A 12,769-nucleotide genomic window follows, 5' to 3' on the forward strand; every position below is an offset into this window, starting at 1 on the left:
TTTTTAGGGTTGCATTCGAAGCCGGCGCGTCAGGGCGCCAGCTCGGATATCTCGATGAGATTCAGGTCGGGATCGCGCACGTAGACCGATCGGATGCGCGAGGTGGCGCCGGTCCGCATCACCGGGCCTTCGAGGATCGGAACGCCATTGTTCTTCAGCCGCGCGATCACGTCCTCGAGCGGCACGCTCGCGATGAAGCACAGGTCCAGCGAGCCCGGCGTCGGCACCTGCGCCTTGGGCTCGAACTCATGGCCCTTCACATGCAGGTTGATCTTCTGGTTGCCGAAGCGGAAGGCCTTGCGGTTCGCGCCGAAAGTCTCCAGCGCCATGCCCATCACGTCGACATAGAAGCGGGTACAGGCCTCCTCGTGAGCGGTGGTGAGCACCAGGTGGTCCAGATGGTCGATCATGCGTGCAGCTCCTTGGCCCGGCGCGCATGCGCGCGCGCCGCGATGTCGTTGAAATCCGCCGGCGGCGCATGCCGCGTGAGCCGGTGGCCGGCGCGGGAAACCTGGCTCGGCAATTCGTGCTGCACCAGCGCTTCGAGTTCCGAGGCGGCATCGATCAGGCCGTCCAGATCCATGCCGGTGTCGTAGCCCATGCATTGCAGCATGTGCACCACGTCCTCGGTGGCGACGTTGCCGGTCGCGCCGGGTGCATACGGGCAGCCGCCGATGCCGCCCAGCGACATGTCGAGCCGCTCGATGCCCGCCTCGACTGCCGCCACCGTGTTCGCGAGCCCCATGCCGCGCGTGTTGTGGAAGTGCGCCGTCCACTGCAGGCCAAGGTGCCGCGCCATCGCGGCCTCGCAGACGGCCTGCACCTGCGTGGGAAAAGCCATGCCCGTGGTGTCGCACAGCGTGATGCCCTGCACCTGCAGCGCCGCGAAGCGGTCGATCCATTCCAGCACGGCGGCCAGCGGCACCTCGCCCTCCATCGGGCAGCCGAACACGCAGGAGAGCGACACGTTCACCGGCACGCCGGCCTGCCCGGCCAGCGCAATGACCTCGGCCAGCTGCGCGAAGGACTGCTCGCGCGTCATGCGCAGGTTGCTGAGGTTGTGGGTCTCGCTGACCGACATGACGATGTTGAATTCGCCGATCCGGCTCTCCAATGCACGCTCGGCGCCGCGCAGGTTCGGCACCAGCGCGGTGTAGACCACGCCGGGGCGGCGCACGATGCGCTGCATCACCTCCTCGCCATCGCGCAGCGCCGGAATCGCCTTGGCGGAGGTGAACGAGGTCACCTCGATCTTGGCGTAGCCCAGCGTGCCCAGCCGATCGATGAGCGCGATCTTGTCGTCGGTGGGAATGAAGCGGCTCTCCATCTGGACGCCGTCGCGCGTGGCCACTTCGTTGATGAAGAGCCGCTTGCCCTTGCCTTCCTTCATACGGCCTCGCTTTCTTCGGTGCGGCGCGCCGGCCAGCCCGCGCCCTGCAGCTCATCGGTGTGTTCGCCGAGCCGCGGCGCGGGATGCGCGATGCGCCCCGGCGTGGCGCTGAGCTTGGGCACCACGCCCGGCACCTTGAGCATGTCGCCGTCGGCGGTGGCCGTCTCGACGATCATCTGGCGCGCCAGGTACTGCGGATCGGTGGCGATGTCGGCCACCGTGTAGATGCGCCCGACCGGCACGCCGGCCGCATCGAGCACCGCGAGCACCTCGTCGCGGCTGCGCTGCAGCGTCCAGGCCTCGATGGCGGCGTCGATCTCTTCCACCCGCTGCACGCGGCCGTCGTTGTGCACGAGCTGCGGATCGTTTTCCAGGTCCGCGCGGCCGATGGCGCGCATCAGCCGCCTGAAGATGCTGTCGCCGTTGCCTGCCACCAGCACATAGTGGCCGTCGCTGCACTTGTAGGCATTGGTCGGCGCAATACCCGGCAGGGCGCTGCCGGCGCGCTCGCGCACCGCGCCGAACGCGTCGTATTCGGGCAGCAGGCTTTCCATCACGTTGAAGACCGACTCGTAGAGCGCCACGTCGATGAATTGCCCCTCGCCGCCGTGGGCCGTGCGGTGGTGCAGCGCCGTGAGCACGCCGATCACGCCGTGCAGCGCCGCCAGCGTGTCGCCGAGCGAGACGCCCACGCGCACCGGCACCCGGCCCGGCTCGCCGCTCAGGTAGCGCAGCCCGCCCATCGATTCGCCGAGCACGCCGAAGCCCGGCTTGTCGCGGTACGGCCCGGTCTGCCCGTAGCCCGAGATGCGCAGCATGATGAGCCGCGGGTTGAGCGCATGCAGCTGCTCCCAGCCCAGGCCCCAGCCTTCGAGCGTGCCGGGCTTGAAGTTCTCGATCAGCACGTCGGCCTCCAGCGCCAGCGCGCGCACGGCCTGCTGGCCTTCGGCGCTGCGCAGGTCGAGGCACACCGAGCGCTTGTTGCGCGACTGCACCTCCCACCAGACCGAGGTGCCTTCGCGCAGCAGCCGCCACTTGCGCAGCGGATCGCCGACGCCGGCCGGCTCGACCTTGATCACGTCGGCGCCGAATTCCGCGAGCGTCTTGCCCGCGAACGGGCCGGCGATGAGCTGGCCGAGCTCCAGCACCTTGAGGCCTTCGAGTGCATTCATCTTGCGTCTGTCTCCTGGTTGGTTGCCCCAACTCTAGGAACAGATCGCGGCGAGCGGAATTGCTTTGATGGCAGGAGGCCTTCGCAAAATGCGAAGGCTTTCTAGAATGGACGGATGGCCGTCCCCATCAACCCTGCCCGCGTCGACTTCGTCACGCTGCGCCTGTTCTGTGCGGTAGCCCAATCGGGCAGCATCACCAAGGGCGCCGAGGCCTGCCACCTGGCGCTCTCGGCGGCCAGCCGGCGGCTTTCGGACTTCGAGGCGGCCACGGGATCGAAACTGCTGGAGCGCAGCTCGCAAGGCATTGCGCTGACCCCGGCCGGCCACGTGGCCATGCAGCATGCGATGCGGCTGTTCCAGGGCTTCGAGCAGTTCAGCAACGAGCTCGGCGACTACTCGAGCGGAGTGCGCGGCCATGTGCGGCTGTGGGCCAACATGTCGGCGCTCACCGAGTTCCTGCCGGCCACGCTCGCCGCCTTCCTGGGCCAGCACCCGGACATCCGTGTCGAGGTCGAGGAACAGCTGAGCGGCGACATCGTGCGCGCGCTGGTCGACGGCCTGGCCGACGTGGGCGTGTTCGCCGAGAACACGCCGGCCTACGGGCTCGACGTGGCGCCGTTCCAGACCGACGAGCTGGTGGTGCTGTGCGCCCGGCAGCATCCGCTCGCGCGCACCCGCCGGACCGACTTCAAGACCTGCCTCGCGCACGAGTTCGTGGGCCTGAACCGCAGCAGCTCGCTGCTCGAACTCACCTCGCGCGCGGCCGAGCAGGCCGGCATTCCGATGCGCCTGCGCGTGCAGGTGCGCAGCTTCGATGCGATGTGCCACATGATCGCGGCCAACCTCGGCATCGGCGTGGTGCCGCTCGCGGCCTGCAAGGCGCAGGTGAGCGCGCTCGGCCTCAAGGTGGTGCGGCTCAGCGACGCCTGGGCCGTGCGCCGACTGCTGATGGCGACCAAGACGGGCGAGACCTTGTCGCCGGCGGCGCAGCTGCTGGTTCGGCAGCTGCTTGCGTCGTCCACCTGAGACGAGGCCTGAATGGCCTCCCTGAAACATCACGCCTGGGGCAGCTGGAATCCGGCCTTGAGCGTCTCGCGCAGATGGCTCACGAACAGGTTGACCGCGCGCGGAATGTGCAGCGAATAAGGCCGTATGGCGTAGATCTGGTCGGCAAAGGCGCCCGTGGGCTGCCAGTCGGGGAGCACCTCGACCAGCTTGCCCGCCTGCAGGCCCGATTGCGCGCTGAAGTCGGGCAAGAGCGCAATGCCCAGCCCCGCCTGGGCCGCGTCGCGCAGCGCCTCGCTGTTGTTGGCCGCCAGCGGCCCGGCAATGGGCACGGTCACGCGCTCGGCCTGGCGCGCGCGGCCGCCGCGCCGCTCGAACGACCACACGTTGGTTTCCTGCCCCCGGGGATAGTGCAGGCAGTCGTGCTCCGTCAGCATGGGCGGTGCCAGCGGGGTTCCCCGGCGGCGCAGGTAGGCCCGGCTGGCCACCAGCACCGAGCGCGTGTCGCACAGCCGCCAGGCCACGTGCGTGTCGGGCGGCGATGCGGCATGCCGCACCGCCAGGTCGAAGCCTTCCGTGGCCAGCGAGCTCAGCCGGTCGGAAAGCTCCATCTCGATGCGGATCGACGGATGCGCCAGCAGGAAGTCGGCGAGCCTGGGCAGCAATTGCTGCCGCCCCAGCGCCACCGGCGCGGTGACCCGGACCAGGCCGCGCGGTTCGCCCGCATGGTCCCGCGCTTCCAGGAAGCTGTGGGCGATCTGCTCGAAGGGCTCCCGGGTCTGGTCGACGAGCTGCTGCCCGGCCTCGGTCAGCCGCATGCTGCGGGTGGTCCGGCGCACGAGGGTAACGCCCACGGCCCGCTCCAGTTCGGCAATGCGCTGGCTCATGGCCGCCTTGCTCACGCCCAGGCGCGCCGCGGCGGCGGTATAGCTGCCCTGCTGGCCGAGCACGATCAGCCAGTGAAGGTGCATCCAGAGCGATTCGGCTTTTTGCAGATCCATGATGAGATTGTTCACTATAGCGAACAAACAGTTCAACTTTCGAGTATAGGCAGGCGCCCTTCCCTCTCCTAGACTGGCACACCATTTCACCCTTGGCGGTACCCATGACCCAACAGATTGCTCATTTCATCGGCGGCCAGCACGCCGCTGGCGGCTCCACCCGCACGCAGGATGTCACCAACCCGGCCACCGGCAAGGTCACTGGCAAGGTGGCGCTTGCCGCCCAGGCCGACGTCGATGCCGCCGTGGCCGCCGCGCAGGCCGCCTTCCCCAAGTGGGCCGACACGCCGCCGATCCGCCGCGCCCGCGTGATGTTCAAGTTCCTGGAGCTGCTGAACCTGCACAAGGACGAGCTCGCGCACATGATCACCGCCGAGCACGGCAAGGTGTTCACCGACGCGCAGGGCGAGGTCTCGCGCGGCATCGACATCGTCGAGTTCGCCTGCGGCATCCCGCAGCTGCTCAAGGGCGACTTCACCGACCAGGTCTCCACCGGCATCGACAACTGGACGCTGCGCCAGCCGCTCGGCGTGGTCGCCGGCATCACGCCCTTCAACTTCCCGGTGATGGTGCCGATGTGGATGTTCCCGGTGGCCATTGCCGCGGGCAACACCTTCGTGCTCAAGCCCAGCCCGACCGATCCGACCCCGTCGCTGCGCATGGCCGAGCTGCTGAAGGAAGCGGGCCTGCCCGACGGCGTGTTCAACGTGGTGCAGGGCGACAAGGTAGCGGTCGATGCGCTGCTCGAGCATCCCGACGTCAAGGCCGTGAGCTTCGTGGGCTCCACGCCCATTGCCAACTACATCTACGAAACCGGCGCCCGCAACGGCAAGCGCGTGCAGGCGCTCGGCGGCGCGAAGAACCACATGGTGGTGATGCCCGACGCCGACATCGACCAGACGGTGGATGCGCTGATCGGCGCGGGCTACGGCTCGGCCGGCGAGCGCTGCATGGCCATCAGCGTGGCGGTGCTGGTGGGCGACGTGGCCGACAAGATCATTCCCAAGCTCGTCGAGCGCACGAAGACGCTCAAGGTGCTCGACGGCGAGAACCTCGCGGCCGAGATGGGCCCGATCGTCACGCGCGCGGCGCATGAGCGCATCACGGGCTACATCGCCCAGGGCGAGAAGGAAGGCGCGAAGCTGCTGGTCGACGGCCGCCAGTTCGACGCCGGCAAGGCAGGCGCTGGCTGCGGCGACGGCTTCTGGATGGGCGGCACGCTGTTCGACCACGTCACGCCCGAGATGCGCATCTACAAGGAAGAGATCTTCGGCCCGGTGCTCTCCTGCGTGCGCGTGGCCAGCTTCAAGGACGCGGTCGACCTGGTCAACGACCATGAATTCGGCAACGGCGTGAGCTGCTTCACGCGCGACGGCAACGTGGCGCGCGAATTCAGCCGCCGCATCCAGGTGGGCATGGTCGGCATCAACGTGCCGATCCCGGTGCCCATGGCATGGCACGGCTTCGGCGGCTGGAAGCGCAGCCTGTTCGGCGACATGCACGCCTATGGCGAGGAAGGCGTTCGCTTCTACACCAAGCAGAAGTCGATCATGCAGCGCTGGCCCGAGAGCATTGGCAAGGGCGCCGAGTTCGTGATGCCCACCGCCAAGTAGAAGATGCAGCGGCGGCCGGCACGGGGCATGCCGGCCTGCCCGCGGGCTAACGAAAGGCTGACTTGCTCCGCGGCGTGGGAGCGGCCAGACTTGCGCATGAACCGGTGCCTGCGCCCATGACAGCAAGCAAGAGAGCCGCGCGAAGCCTGTCGGCCGTGCCGTCGACCTTGCGGATCCCGCTCGCCGCACGCGCTTCGGGCGACGCGATGTTTCCGCAGATGGCCGTGCGCGACGCCTACGCCGCCTCGATCCTCGAGAAGATCCGCGACGAAGGCCATCCGCTGCCCGAGGACCGGACCACCATCTACAGCATCCTGAGCCGCACGCGGCGCTTTCGCAGCCTCGCGCAGGAGTTCCTCAAGCAGCATCCGGGCGGCCGCGTGGTGAACATGGGCTGCGGCCTGAGCCACTACTTCCAGTGGCTGGACGACGGAAGGTCGCGCATGACGGATGCCGACCTGCCCGAGGTGATGGCGCTGCGCCGCGAGCTGATTCCCGAGACCCACCCGCGCCACGATGCGCGCGAGCTCGACCTCACATCGCCGCGCTGGTGGGACGCGCTCGAACTGCCGCGCAAGCGCCAGGCGCAGCCGGTCTTCCTCTTCACCGAAGGCGTCCTGATGTACCTTCAGCCGCAGCAGGCGCAGGCCGTGCTTGCGACCTTCGGCGAACGCGCGCCCGCGGGCTCGGTGCTGGCCTTCGATGCGGTCTGCTGGCTTGCCGTGGGCCGCGCCGCGCAGCATCCCTCGCTGCGCGCCACCGGGGCGGAGTTCCACTGGGGGCTGCGCAAGACCGCCGAGCTGACTCAGCCCCATCCGCGCCTGCGGCTCGATGCCACCTACCGGGTGCTCGAAGGCAGCGGCCTGGCCTACACCCTGTTCGCGCCACTGGTGCTGATGCTGCTCGGCCTGCCGCTCTATGCCGTCTACGCACTGGGCGTGGCCGACCGCGCCGATACATAAACGCACAAATTTCTCAAATCCCGGCCTTGTCCGGCTCGCGCTGCGCAGCTTGGCTGACGCGCCAAACCCCGCGGCCGCGGCATGCTCGCCGCTCCTGTGCGCGGAAAATCCAGGGCGCCGGCTGCATTAGGATGGTTTCTCCGGCCGCATCGGCTTCCGCTCATTCCTTTTCGTACTCCACGACGTACTCCCAAGACCGCAACCCTCAAGAAACACATGCTTGATCGCCGATCCTTCCTTGCCGCAGGTGGTGCCGCCGCCGCACTCGCCGCCCTTGGACTGCCCGAAGAGGCACTGGCCGCCAACGGCCTGAAGCTGAGCCAGCCTTCGCCCTTCTCGTTCGACCGCCTCGTGGCGCAGGCCAGGCGCCTGGCCGGGCAGCCCTATGCCGCGGCCGCGCCGCTCGCACCCGAGGTGCTCGAGAAGATCGACTACGACGCGCACGGCAAGATCAAGTTCGACCCGGCCAACGCCCTCTTCCGCGACGGCCCGGGGGCCTTTCCCGTCACCTTCTTCCACCTCGGCCGCTTCTTCCAGACACCCGTGCGCATGCACGTGCTAGAGAATTCCGATGGTGATGCCTTCGCACGCGAGGTGCTCTACAGCCCTTCGTACTTCTCGATGCCGCCCGACAGCCCGGCGCGCGCGCTGCCGGCCGGCGCTGGCTTTGCGGGCTTCCGGCTGCAGGAAAGCCGCCTGGGCGACCAGAGCAAGCTCGACTGGCAGAAGAACGACTGGGTGGCCTTCCTGGGCGCCTCCTACTTCCGCGCGATCGGCGAGCTCTACCAGTACGGCCTGTCGGCGCGCGGCCTTGCGCTCGACGTGGCGGTGCCCGACAAGCCCGAGGAATTCCCCACCTTCACGCGCTTCTACTTCGAGACGCCGGCCGCGAACAACACCACATCGATGACCGTCTACGCGCTGCTCGAAGGGCCGAGCGTCACGGGCGTGTTCAAGTTCGTGATGCAGCGCGGCAAGGCCGTGATCATGGACATCGACGCACGCGTTTTCCTGCGCCGCGACGTGTCGCGCCTGGGCCTGGTGCCGCTCACCTCGATGTACTGGTACTCGGAGACCATCAAGCCCACCGCCATCGACTGGCGCCCCGAGGTGCACGACTCCGACGGCCTGGCCATCTGGAACGGTGCGGGCGAGCGCATCTGGCGCCCGCTCAACAACCCGACGCAGACGCGCGCCTCGGCCTTTGCGGACACCCGGCCGCGCGGTTTCGGGCTGCTGCAGCGCGACCGTGCGTTCGACAACTACCAGGACGGCGTCAACTACGAGAAGCGCCCGAGCCTCTGGATCGAGCCGCTGGGCGACTGGGGCGAAGGCTCGGTGCAGCTGATCGAGATCCCGACCGACGACGAGATCCACGACAACATCGTCGCCTTCTGGGTGCCCAAGGCCGAGGCCAAGGCGGGTGCGAGCTACAGCCTGCAGTACCGGCTGCACTGGACCGATCAGGAGCCCTTTCCCTCGCCGCTCGCGCGCTGCGTGGCCACGCGCATCGGACGCGGCGGACAGCCCGGCCAGCCGCGCCCGCCGGGCGTGCGCAAGTTCATGGTCGAATTCGTGGGCCAGCCGCTCACCACCGTGCCCTTCGGCGTGAAGCCCGAGCTGGTGCTGACGGCGCCGCGCGGCAAGTTCTCCTACGTCTTTGCCGAGGCCGTGCCCAACGGTGTGCCGGGCCACTGGCGCGCCCAGTTCGACTTCACGCCCGAAGGCAACGAGCCGATCGACATGCGGCTCTACCTGAAGACCGGCGACAAGACGCTGACCGAAACCTGGCTGTTCCAGTACCAGCCAGCCTGAGGCCGCCGATACTTCAGCGCCTGCCCGGCTGGTTGTAGGGCGCGAAGAGCTCCACCGCCCAGTCGACGAACACCCGCAGCTTCGCGCTCAGGTGCCGGTTGGTGGGGTACACCACGTGCAGCGGATACGGCGGCGGCGCCCAGCCCTGCAACATCTCGACGAGTGCGCCGCTCGCGAGGTACGGAGCAGCCATCACGTCGAAGGTCTGCGCCACGCCCATGCCGGTGAGCATGGCCGTCAGGTGCGCGGTGCTCTCGTTCACGCCCACCACGGTGTGGCCATGGATCTCGATGCGCTCGTCGCCACGCACATAGCGCAGCGGAATCGGTCGGTTGCTCAGCGAGGAGAAGTAGCCCACCACGCAGTGCGTGCCGTCGCCGAGGTTCGCCGGCGTCTTCGGCATGCCGTGGCGCTCCAGATAGGCCGGCGTCGCGCAGGTCACGAAGCGCAAGGTCGCGATGCGGCGCGCCACGAGCGACTGGTCGCTCAGTTCGCCCGCACGGATCACGCAGTCGACCGCATCGCCGATCAGGTTCACGGGCCGGTCGCTCACGCCGATCTCGAGCTCGATCTCCGGATACCGCGCATGAAACGCCGGCAGTTGTGGAATCAGGATCATGTTGGCAAAGGAGGACCCGACGTCCACCCTCAGCCGCCCGCGCGGATTGGCTTGCGCGTTGGTGAGGTCCGATTCGATGCCTTCGAGCTCCGCCAGCACGCGCGCGGTGCGCTCGTAGTACGCCGCGCCCTCGGGCGTGACCGTCACGCGCCGCGTCGTGCGCTGCAGCAGCTTCACGCGCAGATGCGTCTCGAGCTGCTGCACCATTTTTGTCACGGTGGGCTTGGGCATCTGCAGCGAGTCGGCCGCGCGGGTGAAGGTGCCCGCCTCGACCACCCTGGCGAAGACGCGCATGGCGGTGATCTGGTCCATCGCTGGATTATTAGTGATTCGTGAATAAACATATCCTTCGAGGCGTCTTGGTCCGCGAGCGGGTCGCGCCCAAACTTCGTTCCGTCGTCAACGCTGCATTGCAGCCATCAAGGAAGAAGGAAACCATGACCCTCAAGCTCAGCGACAAGATCGCCCTCGTCACCGGCGGCACCAGCGGCATCGGCCTTGCCACCGCGCAACGCTTCGTGGCCGAAGGCGCCCACGTGTTCATCACCGGCCGCCGCCAGGCCGAGCTCGACGCAGCCGTCAAAGCCATCGGCCGCAACGTGACCGGCGTGCTCGGCGACGTGTCGAAGACCGCCGATCTCGATCGGCTCTATGCCGCCATCAAGGAACAAAAGGGCCGACTCGACGTGCTCTTCGCGAACGCAGGCGGCGGCAGCCTGCTGCCGCTGGGCCAGATCACCGAAGAGCATTTCGACAAGATCTTTGGCACCAACGTGCGCGGCCTGCTCTTTACCGTGCAGAAGGCGTTGCCGCTGATGCCGAAGGGCGCGTCGATCGTCCTCAACGCATCGATCACCAGCATCAAGGGCACGCCCGCCTTCAGCGTCTACAGTGCGACCAAGGCGGCGGTGCGCAGCTTCGCGCGCAGCTGGGCGGTGGACCTGAAGGATGCCGGCATCCGAGTCAACGCGGTCAGTCCCGGCGTGGTGCCGACCCCGGCCTACGACCTGCTGGGCCTCACGGCGGAACAGGTGAAAGGCTTCATCGAGGGACAGGCGCAGAACATTCCACTTGGCCGGGTAGGCACGCCCGACGAAATCGCCAAGGCCGTGGTGTTCCTGGCCTCCGACGACAGCAGCTTCGTGCACGGAGCGGAGCTCTTCGTCGACGGAGGCATGGCGCAAATATAGGCACGCCCCGCCCCAGGCTCACGAACCGAGCACTCCGGTTCAGCGCTTCTTGACGGAAACCAGCTCGACCTCGAAGTTGAGCGTGGCATTCGGCGGAATCACGCCGCCTGCGCCGCGCGAGCCATAGGCGATGGCCGGCGGGCAGGTCAGCTTGGCCTTGCCGCCCGGCTTCATCTTCTGCACGCCTTCGGTCCAGCAGGGGATCACGCCGTTGAGCGGAAACTCGGTCGGCTCGCCGCGGCTGTAGGAGCTGTCGAATTCCTTGCCGCTGTCGGGGAAGGTGCCGCGGTAGTGCACCTTGACCACGTCGGTGGCGGCGGGCGATGCACCGGTGCCTTCCTTCAGCGACTGGTAGACCAGGCCGCTCGGCGTGGTGACGGGTGCCGACTGCGCCCAGGCGGAGGACACCGCGCACAGAGAAACCAGGACGGCACAGAAGACAGACAAGGAAGAAGAGGAAGACTTCACTGAACACCTCGGGAGATTGGAAAGGCACGATTATGGCCAGCGGTGGAACGGGCCTTGCTTTGCCGGATACGCACTGTCAACATCCGCAAAAGGAGGAAGCCCCATGCAGTCCACCGCAGTCACGCCGGCCGCAGCCGCTGTTCCCGCAGGTACCGGCCACCTGAAGAAGGTCCTCGGCCCCGTCCAGCTCTGGGGCATCGCCGTGGGCCTGGTCATTTCGGGCGAGTACTTTGGCTGGAGCTATGGCTGGAACACCGCCGGCACGCTCGGCTTCCTGGTGGCCACGGTGCTGGTGGCCACGATGTACACCACCTTCATCTTCAGCTTCACCGAGCTCTCCACCGCCATCCCGCATGCGGGCGGCCCCTTTGCCTATGCGCGGCGCGCCTTCGGTCCGACCGGCGGCTTCGTGGCGGGCTTTGCCACGCTGATCGAATTCGTCTTTGCGCCGCCGGCCATCGCGCTGGCCATCGGCGCCTACCTCAACGTGCAGTTCCCGGGCATCAACCCCAAGTGGTTCGCGCTGGGCGCGTACGTGATCTTCATCGCGCTCAACTGGATCGGCATCGGCATTGCGGCGGCCTTCGAGCTGTTCGTGACGGTGCTCGCGATCGTCGAGCTGCTGGTGTTCATGGGCGTGGTCACGCCGGGCTGGACCATGGCCAACTTCGTTGCCAACGGCTGGGCCGGCGGCAGCGTGCTCAACGGCGCGGCCATCTCGGGCATCTTCGCGTCCATTCCGTTCGCGATCTGGTTCTTCCTGGCCATCGAGGGCGCGGCCATGGCGGCCGAAGAGGCGCGCGATCCGCACCGCACCATTCCCATCGCCTACACCACGGGCATCGTCACGCTGGTGGTGCTGGCCTTCGGCGTGATGATCTTCGCCGGCGGCGTGGGCGACTGGCGCAAGCTCGCCAACATCAACGACCCACTGCCGCAAGCCATGAAGGCGGTGGTGGGCGACAACAGCGGCTGGCTGCACATGCTGGTGTGGATCGGCCTCTTCGGCCTGATCGCCTCGTTCCACGGAATCATCATGGGCTATTCGCGCCAGATCTTCGCGCTGGCGCGCGCGGGCTACCTGCCGCGCTACTTCGCCGGCCTGAGCCCGCGCTTCGACACGCCGCACCGCGCATTGCTGGCCGGCGGCGTGATCGGCGTGGTGGCCATCTTCAGCGACGAGTGGGTGCAGTTCGGCGGCCAGACGCTCACCGCCAACATCGTGACCATGGCGGTGCTCGGCGCCATCGTGATGTACCTGATCTCGATGGCTGCGCTCTTCAGGCTGCGCAGGAGCGAGCCCGACCTGCTGCGCACCTACCGAGCGCCCTTCTATCCCGTGTTCCCGGCCATCGCGCTCGGGCTCGGCGTGGTCTGCCTCGGCGCCATGGTCTGGTTCAACGCCATGCTCACGCTGCTGTTCGTGGTGCTGATGGCCCTGGCCTACGGCTACTTCCTGCTGACCTCGGCGCAGCGCAAGGCGGCGGCGCCCGACGAGATGCTTTCCTCGACGCGCACTCTGTGAAGAGGAAGG

12 protein-coding genes are annotated in these 12,769 nt (G+C 67.8%); 6 read left to right on the forward strand and 6 right to left on the reverse strand.

What is annotated here, in order from left to right; genetic code table 11:
• Nucleotides 1-29: 29 nt before the first annotated feature.
• From ACAM54_RS15975 to ACAM54_RS15985, 3 genes are read right to left on the reverse strand one after another with little or no spacing between them, the layout of a single operon-like run.
• Nucleotides 30-410, reverse strand: a complete 381-nt coding sequence (locus ACAM54_RS15975; RefSeq protein ID WP_145744702.1) for a VOC family protein — start codon at nt 408-410, stop codon at nt 30-32.
• On the reverse strand, nt 407-1,390 hold the full coding sequence (locus ACAM54_RS15980; protein WP_369648212.1) for a hydroxymethylglutaryl-CoA lyase: 984 nt from the start codon (nt 1,388-1,390) through the stop codon (nt 407-409). Before ACAM54_RS15980 ends, ACAM54_RS15975 begins: the two co-directional genes overlap by 4 nt.
• Entirely contained in the window at nt 1,387-2,562 is a 1,176-nt protein-coding gene (locus ACAM54_RS15985; protein ID WP_369648213.1) for a CaiB/BaiF CoA transferase family protein, read from the reverse strand. Before ACAM54_RS15985 ends, ACAM54_RS15980 begins: the two co-directional genes overlap by 4 nt.
• A 114-nt stretch (nt 2,563-2,676) precedes the next feature.
• Between ACAM54_RS15985 and ACAM54_RS15990 the strand changes: the two genes are divergently transcribed.
• Complete coding sequence (locus ACAM54_RS15990; protein ID WP_369648214.1) at nt 2,677-3,588, forward strand: LysR family transcriptional regulator; 912 nt, start codon at nt 2,677-2,679, stop codon at nt 3,586-3,588.
• A 29-nt stretch (nt 3,589-3,617) separates the two neighbouring features.
• On the opposite strand, the gene ACAM54_RS15995 is transcribed toward ACAM54_RS15990, so the two are convergent.
• Nucleotides 3,618-4,568 (reverse strand): LysR family transcriptional regulator, encoded by a 951-nt coding sequence (locus tag ACAM54_RS15995; RefSeq protein WP_369648215.1) that lies wholly within the window; start codon nt 4,566-4,568, stop codon nt 3,618-3,620.
• A gap of 104 nt (nt 4,569-4,672) precedes the next feature.
• Here ACAM54_RS15995 and ACAM54_RS16000 point away from each other — a divergent pair, with 104 nt between their 5' ends.
• The 3 genes from ACAM54_RS16000 (at nt 4,673) to ACAM54_RS16010 (ending at nt 8,958) form a co-directional block, all read left to right on the forward strand.
• Nucleotides 4,673-6,181, forward strand: coding sequence for a CoA-acylating methylmalonate-semialdehyde dehydrogenase (locus ACAM54_RS16000; RefSeq protein WP_369648216.1), 1,509 nt, complete (start codon nt 4,673-4,675; stop codon nt 6,179-6,181).
• A gap of 116 nt (nt 6,182-6,297) precedes the next feature.
• Nucleotides 6,298-7,143 (forward strand): class I SAM-dependent methyltransferase, encoded by an 846-nt coding sequence (locus ACAM54_RS16005; protein WP_369648217.1) that lies wholly within the window; start codon nt 6,298-6,300, stop codon nt 7,141-7,143.
• Nucleotides 7,144-7,359: 216 nt separating this feature from the next.
• Entirely contained in the window at nt 7,360-8,958 is a 1,599-nt protein-coding gene (locus ACAM54_RS16010) for a glucan biosynthesis protein (RefSeq protein WP_145744688.1), read from the forward strand.
• A gap of 13 nt (nt 8,959-8,971) precedes the next feature.
• Here the strand turns inward: ACAM54_RS16010 and ACAM54_RS16015 are convergent, their stop codons facing one another.
• A complete protein-coding gene (locus ACAM54_RS16015; protein WP_369648218.1) occupies nt 8,972-9,889 on the reverse strand; it encodes a LysR substrate-binding domain-containing protein in 918 nt (305 codons plus the stop codon).
• Between the two features lie 125 nt (nt 9,890-10,014).
• On the opposite strand from ACAM54_RS16015, the gene ACAM54_RS16020 reads away from it, so the two are divergent.
• Nucleotides 10,015-10,767 (forward strand): glucose 1-dehydrogenase, encoded by a 753-nt coding sequence (locus ACAM54_RS16020; RefSeq protein ID WP_307698044.1) that lies wholly within the window; start codon nt 10,015-10,017, stop codon nt 10,765-10,767.
• Nucleotides 10,768-10,806: 39 nt separating this feature from the next.
• Here ACAM54_RS16020 and ACAM54_RS16025 read toward each other — a convergent pair whose 3' ends face one another.
• A complete protein-coding gene (locus ACAM54_RS16025) occupies nt 10,807-11,175 on the reverse strand; it encodes an FKBP-type peptidyl-prolyl cis-trans isomerase (RefSeq protein ID WP_307698045.1) in 369 nt (122 codons plus the stop codon).
• Nucleotides 11,176-11,338: 163 nt separating this feature from the next.
• Between ACAM54_RS16025 and eat the strand changes: the two genes are divergently transcribed.
• On the forward strand, nt 11,339-12,760 hold the full coding sequence (eat, locus tag ACAM54_RS16030) for an ethanolamine permease (RefSeq protein ID WP_369648219.1): 1,422 nt from the start codon (nt 11,339-11,341) through the stop codon (nt 12,758-12,760).
• Nucleotides 12,761-12,769: the final 9 nt, after the last annotated feature.

Source organism: Variovorax sp. V93 (genome assembly GCF_041154485.1).
Lineage (GTDB): Bacteria > Pseudomonadota > Gammaproteobacteria > Burkholderiales > Burkholderiaceae_C > Variovorax > Variovorax beijingensis_A.